Genomic DNA, 21,756 nt, shown 5'->3' with positions numbered 1-21,756 from the left:
ATGCCTTTGGTCGGCACCGGCAGCGTCGTCGACGCCGCCGTCCGCACCGGTCTCGGGGTCGGTGCGTTCAACGTCATCGGGCTCGAACACGCGGATGCCCTGGTGGCCGGCGCCGAGCGCGCGGGGGCCCCGGTGGTGTTGCAGATCAGCGAGAACTGCGCGCGCTACCACGGCGCGCTGGAGCCGATCGCATGCGCGACGCTCGCCCGCGCCCGCAGGGCCGAGGTGCCGGTGGCCGTGCACCTGGACCACGCCGAGTCCGAGGATCTGGTCGCCGAGGCCATCGAGCTCGGGTTCGGCTCCGTGATGTTCGACGCCTCGAAGCAGAGCTACGAGGAGAACGTGGCCCGCACGCGCGCCGTCGTGACCAGGTGCCACGACGCCGGGCTCTGGATCGAAGCCGAGCTGGGCGAGGTCGGCGGCAAGGACGGCGTCCACGCGCCGGGGGCCCGCACCGATCCGCGCGAGGCCGTCGACTACGTCGCCGCCACCGGCGTGGACGCGTTGGCCGTCGCGGTCGGCACCTCGCACACGATGGTGACGCGCGACGCCTCGCTCGACTTCGAGCTCATCGAGCGGCTCGACGACGCGCTGAGCGTTCCCCTCGTGCTGCACGGTTCTTCGGGCGTGTCGGACGAGGACCTCGGGTTCGCCATCCGCAGCGGAATGACCAAGATCAACATCTCCACGCACCTGAACAAGACGTTCACGGAGTCGGTGCGGCGGGTCCTGGCGGGCAGCCCGAGCCTGGTCGATCCGCGCAAGTACCTCACTGCGGGCAAGGACGCCCTCGCGGCGGAAACCGCACGCCTGCTCGGGATCTTGCGGCTCGGCACCGGCTTGCCCCAGGATGCGACCGGATGATCATCACCGTCACCCCGAACCCCGCGCTGGACGTCAGCTACCGGGTGGAGCACGTCCACCCCGGAGAATCGCACCGCGTCCGCAGCGTCCACGAACGCGCCGGGGGCAAAGGCCTCAACGTCAGCAGGGTGCTGCACGGCCAGGGCGTCCCGACGCTCGTTGCCGCCCCTGTCGGGGGCGTCCTCGGCGACGTGATCCGCGATGACCTCACCGCTGCCGGGATCGAGCACGCGCTGCTGCCGGTGTCCGCTCCCACCCGCAAGACCATCGCGGTGATCGCCGAAGCGGACGCAGGCGAGGCGACGCTGTTCAACGAGCCCGGCAGCCCCCTGGGAGGCGAGGACTGGCAGCGGCTCAGGGACCTCGTCGCCGAGCGGCTGACCGCCGCTTCGGTCCTCGTGTGCTCGGGAAGCCTGCCGCCCGGGTGCGCGGCGGGCAGCTACGCCGAGCTGGTCCGGGACGCCCATGCCCGCTCGGTGCCCGCCGTGGTCGATGCCACAGGCCCCGCGCTGCTGGCGGCGGCTGAAGCCGGCGCGGACCTCGTCAAGCCCAATGCCGCCGAACTCCGCGAAACGACAGGACATGACGACCCGCTCAGCGGAGCTCGGCAGCTGCGCGACCGCGGCGCGGCAGCCGTGATCGTCTCCCTCGGCCCGGACGGACTGCTCGCAGCCACCGATGAGGGGTTCTGGCGCGCAGCGCCGCCCTTCGCGGTCAGCGGTAATCCGACAGGTGCCGGTGACGCGGTGGTGGCGGCGTTCGCCGCCGGCATCATGCGCCGGGAGACCTGGCCCGAGCGCCTGCGCAATGCCGTTGCGTGGTCAGCGGCCGCAGCAGCCGCGCCGGTCGCGGGAACGCTCGACCACCGCGTCCTCCGGGACATCGCCGACAACATCACGATCGAGCCGCTGGCCGCCGACGGAACGCGCCGGAATCTCGAGTAGTTGCATGAAAGCGGCTCGACGGGCAGGAAAAGGGGCCTCAGGATTCGGCGCAGCAGGACCTGCTGGATGGCCGCTCGCGCCGGACCTGATTGGAACACCTGTCACCACGTGAGCGTTTATGAGCGATACTGGCCGTGGAGTGATCGATTCTGCGTTCGGCCGAAGGATGGGGGACACCGGTGGACCGGCATGCGCGACTGTCCGCGTTGCTCGACCTGCTCGGGGAACGAGGCAAGGTCACAGTGGACGAGATCGCCGAAGAGCTCAACGCTTCTGCGGCCACGGTGCGCCGCGACCTCGATCACCTCGCGGAGCAGCAGCTGCTGACCCGCACGCGCGGCGGAGCCGTCGCCCAGAACATCTCCTACGACCTGCCGCTGCGCTACAAGGCCGCCCGGAACGCGCGTGAGAAGGGGCGCATCGCCCGAGCGGCTGCGGCGATGGTCGCGCCGGGTGCGGTGGTCGGGGTCAACGGAGGTACGACCACCACCGAAATCGCGCGCAGCCTCGTGTCGCGCGCCGATATCGGCGACTCCGGCGAACGCACTTCGCTGACCATCGTCACCAATGCCCTGAACATCGCCAACGAGCTCGTCGTCAGGCCCCAGGTGAAGATCGTGGTGACGGGAGGCGTGGCGCGACCGCAGTCGTTCGAACTCACCGGGCCGCTCGGCACCCACCTCCTCGAGGAGATCACCCTCGACATCGTGTTCCTCGGCGTGGACGCCGTCGACCCGTCGCGCGGCGCGTTCGCGCACAACGAGGCCGAAGCCAGCATCAACCGCCTCATGACCGAACGCGCCGACCGCGTGGTCGTCGTCGCCGACAGCTCCAAGCTCGACCGCAGCGCCTTCGCCCACATCTGCCCGGTGGAGTCGATCGACATGCTGCTGACCGACTCGAACGCGCCCGCCGAACTCATCCAGCGCTTCGACGCCGCGGGAGTGCCGGTCAAAGCGGTGTGAGCGACGCAGGCTGGAGGGGCGCCGTCGGGCACCCGGCGTTTTCGTTAGTGTGATCGTGGAGCATCCGATCTTCGCTGGGGAGAGCGAGCATGGGACTTTTCGACGGGATGATGGGCAACGCTTCGCGGGTCGACCCCCGTGCGGCAGCGCAGGAGTTCGGGCGCCTGCTGGCGCAGGGGGAGGAGATCCATGCCGCGTACCAGTTGATCCGGGACTCGTTTCTCTTCACGGACCGGCGCCTGGTCCTCGTCGACAAGCAGGGCATGACCGGCCGGAAGGTCGAGTACCACTCGATCCCGTACCGCAGCATCACCCACTTCTCCGTCGAGACCGCCGGCACCTTCGACCTCGACGCGGAGCTGAAGATCTGGCTCTCCGGCACGGCCGAGCCGATCACGAAGCAGTTCGGCAAGGGCGTCGACGTCTACGAGGTCCAGGCCCTGATGAGCGCCTACGTCGCACGCTGATCAAGCCCGAACCTGGAGGTGCGGGGAGTGCGCGTCGTCATCGATGGCGCTCTGATCCGAGCAGAGCCGGACCTGCACGACGTCCTTGCGCGGGAACTGGATTTCGGAGAATTCCGGGTCCAGCAAGGCCTTCCTGGGCGCCCGAAGAATTCGGGAAGATCTCGTCGGCGCTGATCAGGGTCATGGATCAGGATGATGCGTTCGGGCTGGACGAGAAGTTCACCGTGCGCTTCGAACCGTGACCATTGATGCGGTCTCGTCCGGCTGCTGGACGACGGTTCTCGGGGGTCGATTCGATGATCGATTTCGCGCGAAATCGCCACCGGTGCCAGGCGGTGAGCGCCTTCGGGTGAGCTGGGCGGAGCCATTCTGAAAACGACCGCTCAGCGAGGGCGCCCGGAAAAGAGGACGATCCGGAGCGGGCCTGGACGGCTGCATCGCTCCTCTTCGGGTTCTGAGGGGATTTCATTCGTCCACATCGGGCAAAGAAGTGGGGAATGTGTTCCCCTCCCACTTCAACATATAGCGCACCGGGGGGCTTGCGGCAAGACCCGGGTGGTGCCGCAGAATCTCCGACCGAAGCCAGAACCTGCGGAAATGTGCTCGCGGGCGTGCGCCGTCGGATGTGCGGGGCAGCTGGCCGAACGCAACCTTGCTGAATCGGGGATTCATGTTCGACGTGATCATTGCCGGTGGCGGGCCGACCGGCTCGATGCTGGCCGGTGAGCTGCGGCTGCACGGTGTGCACGTGCTCGTGCTGGAGAAGGAGGCGGAGCCGACCAAGTACATCCGCGGGCTCGGCATGCACGTGCGCAGCATCGAGATCATGGACCAGCGCGGCCTTCTGGAGCGGTTTCTCGCGCACGGCAAGGAGTATCCGCTCCACGGTTTCTTCGCCGGTATCACCAAGCCGTCGCCAGACGGACTGGACACCGCGCATTCGTACGTCCTCGGCATCCCGCAGACCATCACCGATCGCCTGCTGGCCGAGCACGCCATGGAGGTCGGCACCGAGATCCGGCGCGGCTGCGAACTGGTCGGGCTGAGCGAGGACGACCACGGGGTGACCGCCGAGCTGGCCGACGGCACGCGGTTGCGTGCGCGCTACCTCGTCGGCTGTGACGGTGGCCGCAGCACGGTGCGCAAGTTGCTCGGCGTCGCCTTCCCCGGCGAGCCCTCCACGACCGACATGCTGCTGGGTGAGCTGGAGGTGACCGCGCCGCCGGAGACGGTGGCCGAAGTGGTGGCCGAGATCCGCAAAACCAATCGGCTGGTCGGCGCCGGGCCCGCCGGCGACGGCTTCTACCGCGTCGTCGTGCCTGCCGCGGCGGTGGCCGAAGATCGCTCGGTCCCGCCGACCCTTGAGGAGATCAGGCAGCAGTTGCGGGTGTTCGTCGGAACCGACTTCGGTGTGCACTCGCCGCGCTGGCTGTCCCGCTTCGGCAACGCCACCCGGCTGGCCGAGCGATACCGGGTCGGCAGGGTGCTGCTGGCCGGCGATGCGGCGCACATCCACCCGCCGATGGGCGGGCAGGGGCTCAACCTCGGCGTCCAGGACGCGTTCAACCTCGGCTGGAAACTGGCCGCCGAGCTCGCCGGCTGGGCACCGGAGGGACTGCTGGACAGCTACCAGGCGGAACGGCACCCGGTGGCCGCTGCCGTGCTGGACAACACGCGCGCCCAGATGGAGCTGCTGTCCACCGAGCCCGGCCCGCAGGCGGTGCGCCGGCTGGTGTCGGAACTGATGGACTTCGAGGCGGTGAACCGGTACCTGATCGAGAAGATGACCGCGATCGACATCCGCTACGACTTCGGCGAGGGGCATGACCTGCTCGGTCGGCGGCTGCGGGACGTGACGCTGAAGCGGGGGCGCCTCTACGAGCTGATGCGCGGTGGCCGTGGCCTGCTGCTCGACCAGACCGGCCTGCTCTCGGTGGCGGGCTGGGTGGACCGGGTCGACCACGTCGTCGACGCCAGCGAGGAACTGGACGTGCCCGCCGTGCTGCTGCGGCCGGACGGCCACGTGGCCTGGGTCGGTGACGATCAGCAGGATCTGCTCAGCCGACTGCCGCGCTGGTTCGGCGCCGCAGTCGGCTGAGCTCGCAGGTGTGCTCCACCTCGTCCCGACGTGCCGACCCCGAGCAGGTCAGCGTCTCTTGTGGACGATGGTGGCAGGCCGATGTCAAGCCGCCGTGCGCGCCAGCCAGTGATCGGCCAGGTTGCGGTCTCCGGTGATCGTGACCTGGTCGATCGGCAGTCGTCGGGTGAGCACCAGCAGCAGGTCCCTCGCCGGACCGGCCAGCGCCGTGTCCGCGGTCTCCGTGGCGCGTGTCCACCGCACGCCGTCGGGGGTGCGGGTGATCAGCCAGCCCAAGCCGGTGTCGGGGCGGAGCAGGAGGGTCTGGCCGGTGCCGCGCAGTTCGGCGAAGGCCGGTTTGACGGTCTGCGCGACCGGATCGGACAGCACCTCCAGCCATTCGCTGATCGCGTCGGCCGCGAGGTCCGGCGCGACTTCGAACGCGGCACCCGTGGCCAGCGCTGCGTCCGCGTGGTGCACCGTCGTGTCGTGGAGCATCCGGCGCAGCCAGAACGTCGCCGGCCGCGGCCCGAGGAACGTCCACACTGGACGATCATCGGCGGACAGCACCGCGTCGGCGAGGATCGAGGCACCCTCGTGGAGCCAGTCGGACCAGTCCTCCGGGGAGCCGGGGTCCGCGTCGAACGGGTCCGGTACCGGGGTCGGCCCGGACCGGGCGATGCCCGCCGCCCAGCGGTGCGCCTGGCCGACATGCCCGACCAGCACCCGCAGCGGCCACTCCGGGCACGTGGGCACCCGGGCGTTCGGGTCGGCGCCGGCCACCGCCTCGGCGAAACCGGCGGTGCGCTCGTGCAGTCCCTTGACGAGTTGTGCGACATCCATGGGCGTACCGTAGGAATTCCACTCGGCTGGAGGTTCAACCGATGGTGACCGGGGACACATTCGGGATCGGTGACCTGGCTCGTCGGACCGGCGTTCCCGTCCGCACGATCCGCTTCTACTGCGACGAGGGGCTCTTGGAGCCCGTGCGCAGCGTCGGTGGGCACCGCCGGTTCGACGCGGCCGCTGTCGACCGGCTGAACCTGGTCCGGCGGCTGCGCGGGCTCGGGTTGGGACTGCGGTCGATCGACGACGTCCTCACCGGCCGGCGTTCCCTCGTCGACGCCGTGGCCGCCGAGCGGGCCGCGCTCGACCGCGAGCTGGCGACGCAGGCCTGGCGGCGCTCGGCGCTCCGCGCGGTCGAGGAGGCGCCAGCCGCCGACCGTGCCGCGCGGCTCGAACTGCTTTCCGCGGTGCAGGACGGGTTTTCCGTGCACGATGCCCTCGTCCGCCTCTGGCGCCCGATGATCACCGGGCCGATCCCGCCGGACGCGGTCGGCATGTTCCTCGACATCAGCGCGCCGCGCCCGCCGGAGCTGCCGACCCCGGCGCAGGTCGTCGCGTACGCCGAGTTGACGATGCTCGCCGCCGACCGCGCGCTCGCCACCCAGCTGCGGGCCAGCACGCTCGTCGACCACGACCGGATCGCCGACCTCGGCACGCTCCACGCCGCCGTCGCTGCGGCCTGCGAGCTGGCGTTCCCCCAGGTGGCGGCCGGGGCTCGGCCACAGCCGGGTCCCGCGCTCGACCGGTTCGTCGCGGCCCACGCCTCCGCGCGCGGTGCCCGCGACACCCCGGAGTTCCGGCGCGCGCTGAACCAGCGCACCGCCGCCGACCGGCACCCGCGGTTGCGCCGCTACTGGCACCTCGCCGGCGAGATCACGGGCGAACCCGCGCCGGTCGGCGTCGCGCACACCTGGCTGCTCGATGCCCTGGCCCGCACCGCGAGCTAGGCGGGTCGCTTCAGCATGGCTCCACCCGGCCTGTACGCGTGCCCGCGCAGCATTCTGGAACGACCCCTGAATGCGGGCGCTCTCTGGTCATATCGATGCAGCGCGTTCCGTTGCCGGTTGCGGTGACGGCGTCGTTCGTCGGTTGCGGAATCAGGCCGTGGGTCGGGGTGTTGCAGGTGTTATGAAGCGCATCGGATTCCTGTCGTTCGGGCACTGGTCCGACACTCCGCATTCGCAGACCAGGACCGCCTCCGACTCGTTGCTGCAGGCCATCGACCTCGCCGTGGCGGCCGAGGAGCTCGGTGCCGACGGTGCTTTCTTCCGGGTGCACCACTTCGCCCGGCAGCAGGGCTCGCCGTTCCCGCTGCTGGCCGCGATCGGCGCCAAGACCTCGCGCATCGAGATCGGCACCGGCGTGATCGACATGCGGTACGAGAACCCGATGTACATGGCGGAGGACGCCGGGGCGGCGGACCTGATCTCCGGCGGCAGGCTCCAGCTCGGCATCAGCCGCGGCTCGCCGGAGCAGGTGATCGACGGGTGGCGGTACTTCGGCTACCGGCCGAACGAGGGCGAGACCGAAGCCGACATGGCCCGCAGCCACACCGAGGTGCTGCTGAAGGTGCTGGAAGGCAAGGGGTTCGCCGAGCCGAACCCGCGCCCGATGTTCGCCAACCCGCCCGGGCTGCTGCGCGTCGAGCCGCACTCCGAGGGGCTGCGGGAGCGGATCTGGTGGGGCGCCGCCTCCAACGGCACCGCGGTGTGGGCGGCCAAGCTCGGCATGAACCTGATGAGCTCGACCCTCAAGGACGACGAGGGCGGGGCGCCGTTCCACGTGCAGCAGGCCGAGCAGATCCGGGCGTTCCGCAAGGCGTGGGCCGATGCCGGGTGGCAGCGCGAACCGCGCGTGTCGGTGTCGCGCAGCATCTTCGCGCTCACCAACGACCTGGACCGCGCGTACTTCGGCCGCGACAGCGGCAGCGCGGACCACGTCGGCTACATCGAGGAGAACACGCGGTCCATCTTCGGCCGCACCTACGCCGCCGAGCCCGACGTGCTGGTGCGGCAGCTGGCCGAGGACGAGGCGATCGCGGAGGCCGACACGCTGCTGCTGACCGTGCCCAACCAGCTCGGGGTGGACTACAACAGCCACGTGCTGGACAGCATCCTCACCCACGTCGCACCCGCCCTCGGCTGGCGCTGACCGCCACCTGCCAGGTGACGGCTTCGGCCGCGAATCCCGCTGCCGAAGCCGTCCTCCGGCCCCGCACGTCCCCGCTCGACGGGGCCGGTGAAAGACGCGCCGGCCGGATTTTGAATGCGGTGATTGTCGCCCAGTAGAGGTAACTGCGCCGCTCTAACGGGTGATCAAAACTGGGCTTCTGCCCCGAATTTGAGTGCGACACACATTCATTTCTGCTGGTCAGGCGATGATGGCCGGTTGCCGGTCGCGCTGTCCCGCTTGCGTGGCGACCGTTGGAAACGCGGGATAGCTTCCACGAGCGCTTGATCCCTGATCAGGTGTTCGCACAGGCGCTTCCCGGCTGCGGTTCGCCGGAGCCCGCTGCGAACGGTACGCCAGTGTGGCAAGGAGCCGATCATGAGCCTTCGTCGCATCGCCGTTAGCGGCACCGCACGCGCGGTGAGGCCGCAGATGGCCGCCGCGCCGGGCTTGGCGTACCCGCCGCTCATCGCCTGCGCGGGCACCGCGTCGGCCGAGCGCCCCGTCCACGTGATGGACCCGGGCACGGAGGGCGACGTCACGACCTCCGCCGAATTCCCCACCGCGCCAACCGATCCCGAGTCAGGTTCGGCGGCCCGGGAGGTCGTTCCGCCCGGCCTCGCGTTGTCCCGGCCGGCGAAATAGCCGCTGGGCACTCAGGTCCACCTGCGGTGACCCGGCCGCAGATGGGAATTTCCGCATGGAAGAAGGAAAAGAGGGGAAACCGATGCGATCTGTGCGCAAGACGGCCTGCAGGGCCGTCGTTCTCGCGGCCAGTGCCGGCCTGCTCGTCGGTGGAACGCCTGCGTCGGCCGACAGCGCCGACAACGACGGCATCAACATCGGCAACGACAACAACCTGAGCGTGCTACCGGTCCAGCTGTGCGGCAACAACGTCGGAGTTCTCGGCGCGGTGGTGCCCATCGGCTCCCCGCAGAACTCCGAGTGCACGAACGCTCCCATCGTGGATCACCCCGGTGCGGATGAGCCGCCCGCAGATGAGCCGCCCGCGGCCGGGCCTCCTGCGGATGAGCCGCCCGCGGCGGGACCACCGGCAGATGAACCGCCGGCAGGTCAGCCGCCGGCGGAGCAGCCGCCGGTGGGCCAGCCGCCCGCGTCCGGGCCGCCCGCAGGCAAGCCGCCGGTGGTGAAGCCGCCGTCGTCGGGTACGACTCCGTCAGCCGGGTCGCAGGGCGGGGCGGAAGACCTGCCGGTCGCGCCGACTCCGGTCGCCGTCGAGGGGCACCACGCGGTCACCGGCTGAAGCACTCCGGACACCCGCCGGCCACCTGCACGTGGGAACACTTCCCCGGCAGGTGGCCGGCGGGCCGTTCCCGGCCTCCTGCTCGCGCTGTGATGAAGCGCGCACGTTGGGGTTTTCGCCAGATCGGCGGGAGTTCCGATCTATGGTTGGAGCGCATCACAGCTTCAAGCCCTCGAAGCGGTCCCAGGCGGCTAGTCCTCGCGCAGCTGGCGAGCGCTCGGCGCACGAAGCCGAAGTCCGCTCGGCGAAGGGAAGTGGCTTGGCCAGAAGCTCGGCCGCCGAACTGCGCGCTGCGACTCCGCCGCGACCACGGCCTCCCGACCCTCTCTCGAACAGTGAGTACCCGCTATGACCGAAGCCAAGCAAACGCGCGTCTACAAAGGCAGCGGGTACTGGATCACGCAGATCGTGTTCTCCCTGCTGATGATCGTCCTCTGCGGAGCCGGGGGAGCGTACGTCCTCTTCGCGCCTCCCAATCCGGGCGACGAAGCGGGCCCCGGAGCCGGGGTCGTGATGCTCCTCGTCGCCATCGCGTTCCTCTTCGTCCTGATCTGGCTGATCAAGCAATTCGCAGGGAGCACCAAGGAACAGCGCGCCGTCTACGCGTGGGCGATCATGCAACAGCACTCGCGCAACGTCCACGATGGACGGATGCTGAACGCGCCGCAGGCCGTCGGAAACGATGTCGCCGCCATGTCGGTCGCGAAGAAGGCCCGCAACGGTCAGCTCTCCCGCGCGGAGATCGACCGGCTCCAAGCGCTCCGGCCCGAGGCGCCGTACCCGGGGAAGATGCCGCCGGCATGAACCAGCCCACGGCGCTGACGGCTTTACCGGAACGCTGACGTCTTCGTCATCCGCTGCGGAATGGTGTGCCGTTCACGCCGGTGAGGGGTTCGGATGATGCCATCTCCTGTCGATCTGGCGTCGGCGACGAGGCTTGGAACGCCTGGATCGCGAGCGCGGCGAAGCGCTGGGAAGCGGCGACGCGGGCCGTTGGGGAAGTGGCCTGGATGCCGCTGTTGGCCATGAGTACGAGGATCAGGTCGTCCAGGACGACGTCGGGGCGCAGGCGACCGGTGTCCTTGGCGCGGCGGGCCAATTCCGCGATCGACCTCAATGCCTGTTCGCGGTCCGTGGCGAAGTCCATCGCGTTGGGGAAGGTCGACATGAAGGCTGTGGTGAAGCCTCGGTCGCGTGCGTGCAGCTCGAAGAGCTTCTCGATCAGCAGGCAGAAGCCGTGCCACGGATCCGGGTCGGCGAGCCCCTCGTCGACGATGGCGTAGCACGCGCGCATCTGGTCCGCGAAAGCCTCGGTGGCCAGCATCTCCTTGGTGGGGAAGTGGCGGTACAGGGTGGCGGGGCCGACCCCGGCGCGCCGGGCGATCTCCCGCATCGGCACGTTCAGACCTTCGGCGGCGAACACCGCACGAGCCGCGTCGAGGATGCGTTCGCGGTTGTCCCGGGCATCGGAGCGCAGGATGTGAGGCAAACGATCGGGCACACTCTCACTTTAGCCAAACGGACGGTGGCGTCCGTTACTGTCCGCTGGCGAGTCCCGATCGATTCCAGAGCACGGAGACGACAGTGAAAGCAGTTGCGGTGCAGGCGTTCGGAAGTCCCGAGGGCCTCGCGGTCATCGACCTCCCCACCCCGAGTCCCGCCGACGGGCAGGTGCTGATCACCACCGAGGCGATCGGCGTCGGCGGCGTCGACGCCGTGATCCGAAGCGGCGCTCTCGCCGCCTACGGCTTCAAGGACGGTCACATCCTCGGCGGTGAGATAGCGGGCACCGTGGCCGCGGTCGGCGATGGCGTCGACACATCATGGGTCGGTCAGCGCGTGTGGGCCTTCACCGGCGTGGGCGGCGGCTACGCCGAGCAAGCGATCGCCCCGGCCGCGACGCTCCTCCCCCTCCCGGCGACCATGTCGGCCACCGAGGCGGTGACGCTCGGGAGCTCCGGAGCGGTGGCCCACTTCGGCCTTCGCCATGCCCACTTCGCTCCCGGCGAGACGGTGCTGGTGCGCGGCGCGGCCGGTGGCATCGGGATCATGGCGGTCCAGCTCGCGGCTCGTGGTGGTGCCAGCGCGGTGGCTGTCACAACGTCGTCACCCGAACGTGGCGATCGGCTGCGCAAGCTCGGCGCGACCCACGTGCTGGACCGCGCAGGCGAGGGAGGTGAGCACGCTCCCGCAGGCTACGACGTCATCATCGACATCGTCGCCGGCGCGGAGCTGCCTTCGTTCTTCGCCAAGCTCAACCCGAACGGTCGCATGGTGGTCGTCGGCGCAGTCGCAGGTGACCCGCCGACGGACTTCGCCATGGAGATGTTCGCGGCGTTCCAGAAGTCGATGTCGTTCGCTACCTTCAGCGCCAACACCGTGCCTGCAGCCGACCGACAGGCCGTGACCGCCGAGCTGTTCGCCGCCGCAAGTCGCGGCGAACTGGACACGGTTGTGCACGAGGTGCTGCCGTTGGAGCAAGCTGTGCTGGCCCACCGGAAAATGGACGCCGGCGAAGTATTCGGCAGAATCGTGCTCATGCCCTCGGGGAGCTAGAGCACGCTGCTGCCTATGGCTCAGCCACCCGCTAGATCGTGCTTGAGCGAGAACACAAGAGGGCAGAATCGCTTCGCCTTCGGCGTGCATTCCAAGCCCGCGGTGATGGGATTCTTCGAGCACCGTCTATATAGGACAGACTCCGTCTTCGAGCGCAGTTCGTTTTCGGGAGCCTTTCATCGGTTCGTCCCGCCGGTGTACAGCTGGTCGATCTCGGCGGCGTACTTCTCGTTCACGATCCGCCTGCGCACCTTGGTCGTTGCGGTGAGCTCGTCGCTGTTGGCCTCCCAGAACACCGGGAGGACGGTGTGGGCCCGCACGTGTTCGACGCGGGAGAGCTTGGCGTTTCCGCGGGCAACTCCGTCGGCCACGGCCTCCTGGACCCGGTGGTCGTTCGCCAGCGCGGCGGGGGAGCGGTCCGCGATGCCGTGGGCGTCGGCGAATGCGGTCGCTTGCTCCGGGTCGAGCGTGAGCAGCGCGACGACGTGCGGCCTGCGGTCTCCGATCGCCACGACGGAGCCGAGCAGCGGGCAAGCGAGCTTGATCGCGTTCTCGATGTTGGCGGGCGAGAGGTTCTTGCCCGACGAGTTGATGATCAGGTCCTTCTTGCGGTCGACGATCGACACGTACCCCTCGGCGTCGATGGTGGCGATGTCACCGGTGTGCAGCCAGCCGTCGGCGTCGATCGCCTCCGCCGTCTTCCCCGGGTCGTTGCGGTAGCCCCGCATCACGCCAGGGCTGCGCAGGAGGAGTTCGCCGTCGGGACCGAGGCTGGCCTCGACGCCCGGCCGGGGTTGCCCGACCGTTCCGCGCCTGATCCGCCGCGGGTCGTTGCCGATCCCGGAGGCCGCGGTCTCGGTCAGGCCGTAGACCTCGCACACCCGCACGCCGAGCGCGAGGAAGTGCTCCAGCACCTCCGGCGCGATCGGTGCCCCGCCCGAGGTGGCGAAACCGAGCTCGTCGATCCCGAACTCCCGCCGCAGCGGCGCGAGCACCTCGCGATCCGCGAGTTCGCCGATCGCGGCGAGCCGGGACGGCACGGGGCGGCCCGCGAGCTCGTGCCGGACCCGGGCCTTGCCGATCGAGAGCGCCCATTCGGCCAGCTCCCGCCTCCCGGCGATCGCGTTGTCGATCGACGCCTTGAGCTTGTACCAGATCATCGGCACGCCCATGAACGTCGTCGGCCGCACCTCGCGGAAGACGTCGAGCACGGTCCTGCCGTCGCGGACGTCGGTGACCGTCGCGCCGGTCGCCATCGGTACGTAGTGAGCGGCGAAGCGGTTCGCGAGGTTCGCGTCCGGGAGGTAGGAGATCACCCGCTCCTCGGTGCCGGCACCGAGGACGTCCTGCTGGTGCGATGCCTTCCCGGCGACGGAGAAGAGGATGTTGGCGTGGGTGAGCTCGACGCCCTTCGGTTCGCCGGTCGTGCCGGAGGTGAAGATCAACGCGAGCACGTCGTCACGGGTGACGGCCCGCCACGCCGACTCGAAGTCGAACCCCGGATCCGCTGCGGCGACCAGGTCGTCGAGGCTCGGCATGCCGTCGACGGGGTCGACGCACACGACGTGCTCGACCGGATGGATGTCAGCGGCCTCGCGAATCCTCGCCACGAATTGCCGCTCGCACACGACGATGCGGTTGCCCGCATTGGTGAACAGCTGCGCGACCTGCTCCGCGGTGAAGGTGTTGTAGACGGAGAACGCGGTCGCCCCGAGGTGCATGACGGCCGCGTCGACCAGGTGGAACTCCGGCCGGTTGGTGAGCATGAGGGCGACGGTGTCGCCGCGGCGGACGCCGAGCCCCGCCAGCCCGGCCGCGATCCGCCCGACCTGCTCGCCGTAGGCCCGCCAGGTGATCGCCTGCCCGCCGTCGGAGGCGCGCAGTGCCACGACGTCCGGCCGCGCGGCGACCGTGGCCTGGAAGACCTCGCACATGCTCGACGCCATCGCGACGTCGGGAAGGGACATCATTTCTGACATTCGCACCTCTCCGTGCGGACTTGGGGATGAGCTGCCGTTGCCCTACGCCTTCGCCTTCTCCCGCGCGCGTGCGGCGAGGAAGGCCTCGACGGCCCGCGCGTGGTCCCCGGAGGCGAAGCACTCCTTCTCGCTCACGAGCGCCTTGTCCAGGACGAGGTTCGCGGTGTCGCGGAGGATGGTGTTCAGCGCGGACTTGGTGCCCTGGACGGCCCGGACCGGGCTGTCGGCCAGCCGGCGCGCGAGCGCGTGCGCCCGGTCGAGCAGTTCGTCGGGCTCGAAGACGCGGTTGACCAGGCCGATCCGCTCGGCCTCGGCCGCGTCGAGCTTGTCCCCGGTGAGCAGGTACTCCTTGGCGCGTGCCATCCCGACGAGCCACGGCCACGCCACGACACCGCCGTCGCCCGCCACCACGCCGACCGTCACGTGCGGATCGGCGATCACCGCGGTCGTCGAGGCGTAGACCACGTCGCAGAGGACCGCCAGGGTGGCGCCGAGCCCCATCGCGGGCCCGTTGACCGCTGCGATGATCGGTTGGGGTACTTCGAGGAGGTCGACGACGATCGTGCGCGCGTCGCGGAAGAACGCGTCGAGCCTCTGAAGAGCGTGATCACCATCTCCGAAGGACGCGACCGATGACGCTGTCGAACGTGGTCGTCGTGGGTGCCTCCGCCGCAGGCCTCACCGCGGCCGAAACCCTGCGCCGGGAAGGGTTCACCGGTCGGCTGACCGTGATCGGCGACGAACGGCACCCGCCCTACGACCGGCCACCACTGTCCAAACAGGTCCTCAGCGGGGAGTGGGCGCCCGATCGCCTCGCGCTCCGGCCCCCGGCGGTGCTGGACGACCTCGAAGCCGAGTGGCGGCTCGGCAGCCGGGCCGTCGGCCTGGACGTCTCGACCCGCAACGTCGAGCTGGCCGACGGCGATCCTGTCCCGTTCGACGGTCTCGTCGTGGCGACCGGGGTGCGCCCCAAACGCCTCCCGTTCGGGCACGATCTCGACGGAGTCCACGTCCTGCGCGGCATCGAGGACGCACTCGCGCTGCGGGACGCACTGGCCGCCACACCACGGGTGGTCGTCGTCGGTGCCGGTTTCCTGGGTGCCGAGGCTGCGGCGGTCGCACGCGAACTCGGCTGTGCAGTCACGCTCGTGGACCCGCTCAGCGCCCCGATGGTGCGTCAGCTCGGTGCCGACATCGCGGGCAGGGTCGCCAGGCTGCACGTCGAGAACGGGGTCGACGTGCGGTGCGGCACCGGCGTCGTCGGATTCGCCGGGGAACGGGGACGGCTGGTCGGCGTCGCCCTCGACGACGGCGCGGAACTGCCCGCCGAGGTCGTGCTGGTGGCGATCGGGTCGGTGCCCGCCGTCGAGTGGCTGCGGGGGAGCGGATTGCCCCTCGGAGACGGGCTGCTGTGCGACGAGTACTGCGAGGCAGCGCCCGGCATCGTCGGTGCCGGTGACGTCGCCTCGTGGATGCATCCCGACCACGGCCGCATGCGCGTCGAGCACCGGATGAACGCCACTGAGCAGGGCGCTGCGGCCGTGCGCACCCTGCTCGGTCGGCGCGTCCCCTTCGCACCGGTCCCGTACTTCTGGACCGACCAGTACGACGTCAAGATCCAGGCCTACGGCCGAACGTCGGGTGCCGCCGATTTCACCGTCGTCGAGGGGAACCTCGACGAGGGTCCGTTCGCCGGCGTCCACAGCGAGGGCGGCCGGATCGCCTCGGCCGTTGCGTGGAACATGCCCCGGCAGGCCAGAGCCCTGCGCGCCAAGGTCGTCGAGCGGGCGTCTTGGCCCGCCCACCAAGATTCCTGACCAATGAGGACGGACCCATGACGGACACTGTCGTCTACCGAACAGAGAACGGCGTCGCCACCATCGCGATGAACCGCCCCGAGCGCCGCAACTCCTTCACCATCGAGATGGCCGACGGGCTGCTGGATTCCCTGGAACGAGCGGAGAACGACCGCAGCATCCGGTCTGTGATCATCACCAGCACCGGCGACCACTTCTGCGTGGGCAGGGACAACTCGGACACCAACCCGCCGCCGTACCCGCGAGGCGACCACTTGCGCGGGCGCACCTCGCTGATGCACTACGCGCGGCTGGTCACGTTCCTCCACGAGATGAACACCCCCAGCGTCGCGGAGATCCGCGGCGGCTGCGCGGGTGCCGGGATGTCGCTCGCGCTCAACTGCGATTTCCGGTACGCCGCCACGACAGTCGTGATGAGCACGGCCTTCGTCAAGGTGGCCTTCGGCGGAGACCTCGCCGCCCCGTGGCAGCTGACCAGGCTGGTCGGCCCGAACAAGGCCAAGGAGCTCATGCTGCTCTCGCCCAAGCTGCGCGGCGCCGAGCTGCTGCGGTGGGGCCTGGTGAACGACGTCGTCGAGCCGGAAGAGCTCTCGGCGAAGGTGACCTCGGTCGCCACGCTTCTCGCGTCGTACTCGCCGACCGCGATCGCCGCGGCGAGGCGCAACTTGCAAGCGGCGCTGAGCCTTTCGCTCGGGGACTACCTGCCGCTGGAGGCGGAGCAGTTCGCGGTGTGCGCGGCGTCCCCGGACGCGGAGGAGGCGCGGCTGGCCTTCGTGGAGAAGCGCGCACCGCGCTTCGCGGGTGCTGGGCCGTCATGACGCGATCGAGAACGACCGGACGAGGAAACCGATGAGCATTGCGATGGTTGCGAAAGATGGGGCCGCGGGGCCGTTGGCGGGCGTCCGGGTGCTCGAACTCGGCGGCATCGGTCCCGGCCCGTTCGGGGGCATGCTGCTCGGCGATCTCGGTGCGGACGTCATCCGCATCGACCGTCCGCAGGACGCCGGCCGACCCAACCCGCACCCGGTCCTGCACCGCAACCGCCGTTCGCTGACGATCGACCTCAAGCACCCCGAGAGCGGCGAAGTCGTCATGGCGCTGGTCGACGGCGCGGACGCGGTGGTCGAAGGCTTCCGGCCAGGAGTCGCGGAGCGGCTCGGCCTCGGGCCGGAAGCCCTGCTGGCCCGCAACCCGCGACTCGCGTACGGCCGGATGACGGGGTGGGGGCAGTACGGCCCGCTCGCCGCGGAGCCGGGCCACGACATCAACTTCATCGCGCTCACCGGCGCGCTGCACGCCATCGGCCCCGCCGACGAGCCCGCCGTACCGCTCAACTTGATCGGCGACATGGGCGGCGGCGGGATGCTGCTGGCCTTCGGCCTGCTCGGCGCGATCATCAGCGCGCGGACGACCGGCCGCGGGCAGGTGGTCGACGCCGCCATGAGCGACGGCTCGGCCACCCTGCTCGCGATGGTCCACGGATTCCTGAACAACGGGACGTGGCGCGACGAGCGCGAGCGCAACAGCATCGACGGTGGCAGGCCCTGGTACGGGGTCTACCGCTGCGCCGACGACCGCCACGTCGCTCTCGGCATCGGCGACGGCCGGTCCTACGCCGCCCTGCTCGAAGTCCTCGGTCTCGTCGATGACCCGGACTTCGCCGAGCAGCGCCGGCGCGCGGCGTGGCCCGCCATGCGCAAGACCCTCGAGGAGGTGTTCGCGACCCGCACCCGCGACGAGTGGGAGCACGCCTTCGACGGACGCGGCGCGTGCGTGACACCCGTGCTTTCCCTCTCCGAAGCCCCGCACCACCCGCACAACGCCGCCAGAGGCACCTTCCGCACCGGCCCGGGCGGGATCGAGCCCGCTCCCGCGCCGCGGTTCTCCGCCACGCCCGCTGCGGAGCCCGTTCCCGCGCCGGTGATCGGGGCCGACACCGACGAAGTCCTGGCGGCAGCGGGGTACGGGCCGGACGTGATCGCCGGCCTGCGGGCGAAAGGCGTTGTCAGATGACGGATCCGGGCCAATTCGAGTCAGGACGGAACATGCAGAACGAGAACAACGGCAGGACGAAGGCGCTGGTGACCGGCGCCGCACGCGGAATCGGAAGGGCCGTCGCGCTCGAACTCGCTCGCGACGGTTACGACGTGGCGGTCGTGGACACCGACTTCGCCGGGTTCCGCGAGTTCGAGGACGAGCAGACCGATAACGTCGTCGCCGAGCTCGCCGCCGCAGGCGCGCGGGTGATCCATGCCGAAACCTCGACGACCGATGCCGAGTCCGTGGAACGCCTCGTCGCGCGGATCGTCGACGAATGGGGCCGGCTCGACGCGCTCGTGTGCAACGCGGGAGGTGGCTCCGGTCCGTTCGACGGCAACCGGGCCTCGGCGATCGACCTCGACGAGCTGGACGCGGTCTTGCGCCGCAACCTCCACGGGACCATCACCACGGTGCGGGCCGCTCTCCCCGCACTGGTCCGCGGCACCGACCCCGCGATCGTCACCATGGGCTCGGTGACCGGAGTCCGCCCGAGCGAGCAGGGCACCTATGCGCATTACGGGATCACCAAGGCCGCCGTCATGCACTACACCAGGTACTTGGCGAAGGACCTCGCCCCACAAGGGATCAGGGCGAACTGCATCGCGCCGGGGCCCATCGCGACGGCCCGGCTGCGCCAGCGCGCCCGCGAGGTCTCCGAGCGCGACACCGCGCGAGCCGAGGAGATCCTCCGCAGCGTGGGCACCGAGGCCGAGGTCGCCCGACTCGCGCGTTACCTCGCGTCACCGGAGTCCCGCGGCATGTCGGGCCAGATCGTCCACCTCCACAGCTGAACGGGCTCGTCCGGCGGGCATCCGCCGCGCACCGGCCGACCGAACAGCTGTTAACATCGTGGTCTTGCAGTGCAGAACCGCGAACTGGGGGCGGCGAACCCGATGACTGGTACCCGTCCGCGCAACACTCGTCCGCGGGACCGGAAGCAGCAGATCATCACCACCGCGTCGGAGCGTTTCCGGGTTTCCGGCTACCACAACGTCGGAATGTCGGACATCGCGGACGTGGTCGGTATCTCGGGCCCTGCCCTGTACCGGCACTTCCGGGGCAAGCAGGAACTCCTCTACGCCACGGTCGTCGACGCGATCGACAAGGATGCCAGCGCGTTCGGCGGCGAGCACGGCGACCTGCGTGAGCTGCTCGACGCCGTGGCGGCCGGTGTGCTGGAGCACCGCCATGCCGGGGTGCTCTGGGACCGCGTGATCGTGCACCTGCCGGAGGAGCAGCGGAACGAGTTGACGGGACGGTATCTCGCTTCGATCGAGCCGCTGCGGACCGCCGTCGCGGCGGAACGGCCGGAGCTGTCCCCGGAAGCCGTCGAGTTGCTGCTGCGGGCGACGCTCGCCGCCTTCACCGCCATGGGCAACTACGCGGGCAAGCTCGATCCGGCGCGTGCCAGGCTCATGACGGTCGAACTGGGCATGACCATCTGCCGATCGCAGGAGGTGCGGCCGCACCCCGACGCCGCAGAGGAGCAGCCGTCGGTCTCGCGCGGGCGGTTGTCCCCGGCTTCGCGGCACGAGGCGGTGCTCGCCGCGGCTACCAGGCTCTTCGCCGAGCGGGGCTACGACGCCGTCGGGATGGAGGACATCGCGGCCGGCGCTGCGGGGCTGGCAAGTTCGACCCTCTACTACCACTTCGCCAACAAGGCGGCGATCCTCGTCGCTGCGCTGACCCGCTGCCTCGAAGCGCTGCTGTTCGACCTGTCCGCAGCGCTCGACCTGTCCGAAGAACCGGGGCAGGCGCTCGACGCCGTGCTGCGCTCCTTCGTCCGGATCAGCCTGGAGCACGGCGCCGCGATGAGCGCCCTGCTCAACGAGATCGTCAACGTACCCGCCGAGGAGCGGGAGAAGGTCCGTCGCATGCAGCGCGACTACGTGACCGAGTGGACGTCGCTGCTCAACGCCCACCGGCCCGAGCTGGACCCTGCCGAGGCCAAGCTCCTCGTCCACGCCGCGCAGACCGTTGTCAACACGCTTTCGCGCACCAGCGAGGTGTGGCGCCGGCCCGCTCACCGGGACGACGTGGTGGCGCTCGGCCGCACGGTTCTCGACCTGCCCGGTGCAGCAGGCTGATCGGAACGCGCCGCATCTCCGTCTGCCATCGTTCGGTGGGGCGTCGAACACGTGAGTTCTGATTCGATACCGCCTGCGAGCCGAGCTCCGAAAACCTGGATTAAGTTAACCGCTATTTGAGCGAATTCTTGTGCAGTGATTCGAATGGTGGTTCACTTCTTCTCGGCGGTACGGTCCGTGATCCGCATTCCGAGAGGTCAGCGCCCCGGAATCGCGCGGGGCCGAGTCCCCGCCGGGAATCACCCATCTTCCGAGGAAGGCCGCCAATGGCTGTTGACCGCTTGTCTTCGGCAACGCCCCCGTCCGATTCGCGTCGCTCGGCTTCCAGGTCGCGGGCCTGGATCGTGGTGGCGATGCTCTGCGCGTTCCTGCTCCTCAACTTCGCCGACAAGGGCATCGTCGGTCTCGCCGGCGTCGAGTTGATGCGGGACCTCGGCATCGACGCCGGACAGTTCGGCCTCGTCCAGAGCGCCTTCTTCTGGCTCTTCGCGGTCGGCGCGATCCTCGGCGGCTACTTGACCGGGCGGGTGCCGGCCCGCTGGCTGCTCGGCGGGGTCGCGCTGATCTGGGCGCTCAGCCTGCTTCCGATGATCTGGAGCACGAGCTTCACCGTCCTGCTCATCACGCGGATGGTGCTCGGCTTCGCCGAGGGGCCGAGCGCCGCGATGGCCTTCAGCGTGACCCACAGCTGGTTCGCCGCGGAGAAGCGGGCGCTGCCGACGTCGATCGTCGCGGCCGGGACCTCCATAGGTCCGCTTATCGCGGCGCCGGTGATCACGGCCGTGATCCTGAACTTCAGCTGGCACGCCGCATTCGCCGTCGCCGGGATCGTCGGGCTGACGTGGGTGCTGGTGTGGCTGATCGTCGGGCGTGACGGACCGGAGGCGGTCGGGCATGGCGAGCAGGAACCGACGAGGCTCCCGGAGCACGTGCCGTACCGGCGGCTGCTGACCTCCGGCACCGTCGTCGGCGTCGCGCTGCTGTTCCTCGCGACGTACTGCACCGCGGCGGTGAAGATCAGCTGGCTGCCGCTCGCCTTGCGCCAGGGCGCCGGGTACGACGCGGCGACCACCGGATGGCTCATCGCGCTGACCTACCTGTGCGGGGCCGTGCTCATGATCGTCTTCGGGGGCGGTCTCGCGGGCGATGACCAAGCGCGGAGCCACCGCACGAGCGTCTCGCGGCCTGCTGCCCTGCGCGCTCATCGCGGTCGGCGGCGCGTGCACCTCGGTGTGGATGCTGTTCGAGCGAGGCCCGGCGCAGATCGGCCTGCTGGTGGTCGGCGCGTCGCTGATCGTCGGGGCGCAGGGTGTGGCGTGGGCGCTGGTCTCGGACGTCGTCCCACCGAAGCAACGTGGCACCGCGATGAGCGCGATCATCGCCTTCTACAGCCTCGGCGGCATCTTCGCACCGTTGATGCTCGGCGGGCTGGTGAACGTCGCAGCGACGCCGCTCGCGGGTTACCAGGTCGGCTTCGCGATCCTCGGCGTCATCCTGGTGGTCGCGGCGCTGCTGGCGGCATGGGTGATCGGGCCGGAGCGCAACGTCGCCGCATTCATGGCGGCCGACGCGGCGGCCGCCGTCCCCGTTACCGTTTTCGTGGCTCTGATCTTGGAGCCCTGGTCGCCAGGTCCGGCATGACTTTGTCCCCCAGTCGCTTGCATGATCCGGGGGGTGGTGT

22 protein-coding genes and 1 pseudogene are annotated in these 21,756 nt (G+C 69.9%); 18 read left to right on the top strand and 5 right to left on the bottom strand.

Features of this window, described 5'->3' with window-relative positions; translation table 11 throughout:
- From AB0H93_RS41510 to AB0H93_RS41495, 4 genes are all read left to right on the top strand, one after another.
- Complete coding sequence (locus tag AB0H93_RS41510; protein WP_358581802.1) at positions 1 to 864, top strand: class II fructose-bisphosphate aldolase; 864 nt, start codon at positions 1 to 3, stop codon at positions 862 to 864.
- Positions 861 to 1,808 carry a 1-phosphofructokinase family hexose kinase gene (locus AB0H93_RS41505; protein WP_358581799.1) on the top strand — a complete coding sequence of 316 codons (948 nt, stop codon included), beginning with the start codon at positions 861 to 863 and terminating at the stop codon, positions 1,806 to 1,808. Before AB0H93_RS41510 ends, AB0H93_RS41505 begins: the two co-directional genes overlap by 4 nt.
- 179 nt (positions 1,809 to 1,987) lie before the next feature.
- Complete coding sequence (locus AB0H93_RS41500; RefSeq protein ID WP_358581797.1) at positions 1,988 to 2,773, top strand: DeoR/GlpR family DNA-binding transcription regulator; 786 nt, start codon at positions 1,988 to 1,990, stop codon at positions 2,771 to 2,773.
- 89 nt (positions 2,774 to 2,862) lie between these two features.
- Complete coding sequence (locus tag AB0H93_RS41495; protein ID WP_358581794.1) at positions 2,863 to 3,240, top strand: PH domain-containing protein; 378 nt, start codon at positions 2,863 to 2,865, stop codon at positions 3,238 to 3,240.
- Here AB0H93_RS41495 and AB0H93_RS41490 read toward each other — a convergent pair whose 3' ends face one another.
- Entirely contained in the window at positions 3,241 to 3,366 is a 126-nt protein-coding gene (locus AB0H93_RS41490) for a hypothetical protein (protein ID WP_358581792.1), read from the bottom strand.
- A gap of 544 nt (positions 3,367 to 3,910) precedes the next feature.
- Between AB0H93_RS41490 and rox the strand changes: the two genes are divergently transcribed.
- On the top strand, positions 3,911 to 5,338 hold the full coding sequence (gene rox, locus AB0H93_RS41485; RefSeq protein ID WP_358581790.1) for a rifampin monooxygenase: 1,428 nt from the start codon (positions 3,911 to 3,913) through the stop codon (positions 5,336 to 5,338).
- A gap of 84 nt (positions 5,339 to 5,422) precedes the next feature.
- Here the strand turns inward: rox and AB0H93_RS41480 are convergent, their stop codons facing one another.
- Positions 5,423 to 6,160, bottom strand: coding sequence for a maleylpyruvate isomerase family mycothiol-dependent enzyme (locus AB0H93_RS41480; protein WP_358581788.1), 738 nt, complete (start codon positions 6,158 to 6,160; stop codon positions 5,423 to 5,425).
- Positions 6,161 to 6,201: 41 nt separating this feature from the next.
- On the opposite strand from AB0H93_RS41480, the gene AB0H93_RS41475 reads away from it, so the two are divergent.
- From AB0H93_RS41475 to AB0H93_RS41455, 5 genes are all read left to right on the top strand, one after another.
- Positions 6,202 to 7,110, top strand: a complete 909-nt coding sequence (locus tag AB0H93_RS41475) for a MerR family transcriptional regulator (RefSeq protein ID WP_358581786.1) — start codon at positions 6,202 to 6,204, stop codon at positions 7,108 to 7,110.
- Between the two features lie 181 nt (positions 7,111 to 7,291).
- Positions 7,292 to 8,314: an LLM class flavin-dependent oxidoreductase gene (locus tag AB0H93_RS41470; protein ID WP_358581784.1), complete on the top strand. Its 1,023-nt coding sequence runs from the start codon at positions 7,292 to 7,294 to the stop codon at positions 8,312 to 8,314.
- A gap of 396 nt (positions 8,315 to 8,710) precedes the next feature.
- Positions 8,711 to 8,977 (top strand): hypothetical protein, encoded by a 267-nt coding sequence (locus tag AB0H93_RS41465; RefSeq protein ID WP_358581782.1) that lies wholly within the window; start codon positions 8,711 to 8,713, stop codon positions 8,975 to 8,977.
- Between the two features lie 82 nt (positions 8,978 to 9,059).
- A complete protein-coding gene (locus tag AB0H93_RS41460; protein ID WP_358581779.1) occupies positions 9,060 to 9,596 on the top strand; it encodes a hypothetical protein in 537 nt (178 codons plus the stop codon).
- A gap of 348 nt (positions 9,597 to 9,944) precedes the next feature.
- Complete coding sequence (locus tag AB0H93_RS41455) at positions 9,945 to 10,400, top strand: hypothetical protein (protein WP_358581777.1); 456 nt, start codon at positions 9,945 to 9,947, stop codon at positions 10,398 to 10,400.
- Positions 10,401 to 10,446: 46 nt separating this feature from the next.
- On the opposite strand, the gene AB0H93_RS41450 is transcribed toward AB0H93_RS41455, so the two are convergent.
- A complete protein-coding gene (locus tag AB0H93_RS41450; RefSeq protein ID WP_358581774.1) occupies positions 10,447 to 11,097 on the bottom strand; it encodes a helix-turn-helix domain-containing protein in 651 nt (216 codons plus the stop codon).
- 83 nt (positions 11,098 to 11,180) lie between these two features.
- On the opposite strand from AB0H93_RS41450, the gene AB0H93_RS41445 reads away from it, so the two are divergent.
- Positions 11,181 to 12,152: a zinc-dependent alcohol dehydrogenase family protein gene (locus tag AB0H93_RS41445; protein ID WP_358581771.1), complete on the top strand. Its 972-nt coding sequence runs from the start codon at positions 11,181 to 11,183 to the stop codon at positions 12,150 to 12,152.
- A 176-nt stretch (positions 12,153 to 12,328) separates the two neighbouring features.
- On the opposite strand, the gene AB0H93_RS41440 is transcribed toward AB0H93_RS41445, so the two are convergent.
- Together AB0H93_RS41440 and AB0H93_RS41435 are read right to left on the bottom strand one after the other, a co-directional pair.
- Positions 12,329 to 14,131, bottom strand: coding sequence for a long-chain fatty acid--CoA ligase (locus tag AB0H93_RS41440; protein ID WP_358581769.1), 1,803 nt, complete (start codon positions 14,129 to 14,131; stop codon positions 12,329 to 12,331).
- 42 nt (positions 14,132 to 14,173) lie between these two features.
- Positions 14,174 to 14,806 (bottom strand): enoyl-CoA hydratase/isomerase family protein, encoded by a 633-nt coding sequence (locus AB0H93_RS41435; RefSeq protein ID WP_358581850.1) that lies wholly within the window; start codon positions 14,804 to 14,806, stop codon positions 14,174 to 14,176.
- Here AB0H93_RS41435 and AB0H93_RS41430 point away from each other — a divergent pair.
- The 7 genes and pseudogenes from AB0H93_RS41430 to AB0H93_RS41400 all read left to right on the top strand — a co-directional run bounded on the left by AB0H93_RS41430 (position 14,764) and on the right by AB0H93_RS41400 (position 21,716).
- Positions 14,764 to 15,948, top strand: coding sequence for an FAD/NAD(P)-binding oxidoreductase (locus AB0H93_RS41430; RefSeq protein ID WP_358581766.1), 1,185 nt, complete (start codon positions 14,764 to 14,766; stop codon positions 15,946 to 15,948). The genes AB0H93_RS41435 and AB0H93_RS41430 overlap by 43 nt on opposite strands.
- Positions 15,949 to 15,965: 17 nt before the next feature.
- On the top strand, positions 15,966 to 16,766 hold the full coding sequence (locus tag AB0H93_RS41425; RefSeq protein ID WP_358581764.1) for an enoyl-CoA hydratase-related protein: 801 nt from the start codon (positions 15,966 to 15,968) through the stop codon (positions 16,764 to 16,766).
- Positions 16,767 to 16,809: 43 nt separating this feature from the next.
- Entirely contained in the window at positions 16,810 to 17,961 is a 1,152-nt protein-coding gene (locus tag AB0H93_RS41420; protein WP_358581761.1) for a CaiB/BaiF CoA-transferase family protein, read from the top strand.
- 32 nt (positions 17,962 to 17,993) lie between these two features.
- On the top strand, positions 17,994 to 18,779 hold the full coding sequence (locus AB0H93_RS41415) for an SDR family oxidoreductase (protein WP_358581759.1): 786 nt from the start codon (positions 17,994 to 17,996) through the stop codon (positions 18,777 to 18,779).
- 102 nt (positions 18,780 to 18,881) lie between these two features.
- Positions 18,882 to 20,075: a TetR family transcriptional regulator gene (locus AB0H93_RS41410; protein WP_358581756.1), complete on the top strand. Its 1,194-nt coding sequence runs from the start codon at positions 18,882 to 18,884 to the stop codon at positions 20,073 to 20,075.
- A 266-nt stretch (positions 20,076 to 20,341) separates the two neighbouring features.
- A pseudogene (locus tag AB0H93_RS41405) lies at positions 20,342 to 21,145 on the top strand (MFS transporter); the annotation flags it as partial.
- Between the two features lie 76 nt (positions 21,146 to 21,221).
- Positions 21,222 to 21,716, top strand: a complete 495-nt coding sequence (locus AB0H93_RS41400) for an MFS transporter (RefSeq protein ID WP_358581754.1) — start codon at positions 21,222 to 21,224, stop codon at positions 21,714 to 21,716.
- Positions 21,717 to 21,756 lie beyond the last annotated feature (40 nt).

It is taken from the genome of Saccharopolyspora sp. NPDC050642 (assembly GCF_040654735.1).
GTDB classification, from domain to species: Bacteria; Actinomycetota; Actinomycetes; order Mycobacteriales; family Pseudonocardiaceae; genus Saccharopolyspora; species Saccharopolyspora elongata.
Note: the sequence above shows the minus strand (reverse complement) of the source record. Positions and strands in the feature narration are given on the sequence as shown.

What these genes read in the sequence shown, in the direction of transcription:
- AB0H93_RS41430 (WP_358581766.1), top strand. Translation starts at nt 14,764, where the DNA reads ATGACGCTGTCGAACGTGGTCGTCGTGGGTGCCTCCGCCGCAGGCCTC.
- AB0H93_RS41465 (WP_358581782.1), top strand. Translation starts at nt 8,711, where the DNA reads ATGAGCCTTCGTCGCATCGCCGTTAGCGGCACCGCACGCGCGGTGAGG.
- AB0H93_RS41420 (WP_358581761.1), top strand. Translation starts at nt 16,810, where the DNA reads ATGGTTGCGAAAGATGGGGCCGCGGGGCCGTTGGCGGGCGTCCGGGTG.
- AB0H93_RS41480 (WP_358581788.1), bottom strand. Translation starts at nt 6,160, where the DNA reads ATGGATGTCGCACAACTCGTCAAGGGACTGCACGAGCGCACCGCCGGT.
- AB0H93_RS41415 (WP_358581759.1), top strand. Translation starts at nt 17,994, where the DNA reads ATGCAGAACGAGAACAACGGCAGGACGAAGGCGCTGGTGACCGGCGCC.
- AB0H93_RS41410 (WP_358581756.1), top strand. Translation starts at nt 18,882, where the DNA reads ATGACTGGTACCCGTCCGCGCAACACTCGTCCGCGGGACCGGAAGCAG.
- AB0H93_RS41400 (WP_358581754.1), top strand. Translation starts at nt 21,222, where the DNA reads ATGACCAAGCGCGGAGCCACCGCACGAGCGTCTCGCGGCCTGCTGCCC.
- AB0H93_RS41470 (WP_358581784.1), top strand. Translation starts at nt 7,292, where the DNA reads ATGAAGCGCATCGGATTCCTGTCGTTCGGGCACTGGTCCGACACTCCG.
- AB0H93_RS41475 (WP_358581786.1), top strand. Translation starts at nt 6,202, where the DNA reads ATGGTGACCGGGGACACATTCGGGATCGGTGACCTGGCTCGTCGGACC.
- AB0H93_RS41455 (WP_358581777.1), top strand. Translation starts at nt 9,945, where the DNA reads ATGACCGAAGCCAAGCAAACGCGCGTCTACAAAGGCAGCGGGTACTGG.
- AB0H93_RS41505 (WP_358581799.1), top strand. Translation starts at nt 861, where the DNA reads ATGATCATCACCGTCACCCCGAACCCCGCGCTGGACGTCAGCTACCGG.
- AB0H93_RS41425 (WP_358581764.1), top strand. Translation starts at nt 15,966, where the DNA reads ATGACGGACACTGTCGTCTACCGAACAGAGAACGGCGTCGCCACCATC.
- AB0H93_RS41460 (WP_358581779.1), top strand. Translation starts at nt 9,060, where the DNA reads ATGCGATCTGTGCGCAAGACGGCCTGCAGGGCCGTCGTTCTCGCGGCC.
- AB0H93_RS41440 (WP_358581769.1), bottom strand. Translation starts at nt 14,131, where the DNA reads ATGTCAGAAATGATGTCCCTTCCCGACGTCGCGATGGCGTCGAGCATG.
- AB0H93_RS41510 (WP_358581802.1), top strand. Translation starts at nt 1, where the DNA reads ATGCCTTTGGTCGGCACCGGCAGCGTCGTCGACGCCGCCGTCCGCACC.
- rox (WP_358581790.1), top strand. Translation starts at nt 3,911, where the DNA reads ATGTTCGACGTGATCATTGCCGGTGGCGGGCCGACCGGCTCGATGCTG.
- AB0H93_RS41495 (WP_358581794.1), top strand. Translation starts at nt 2,863, where the DNA reads ATGGGACTTTTCGACGGGATGATGGGCAACGCTTCGCGGGTCGACCCC.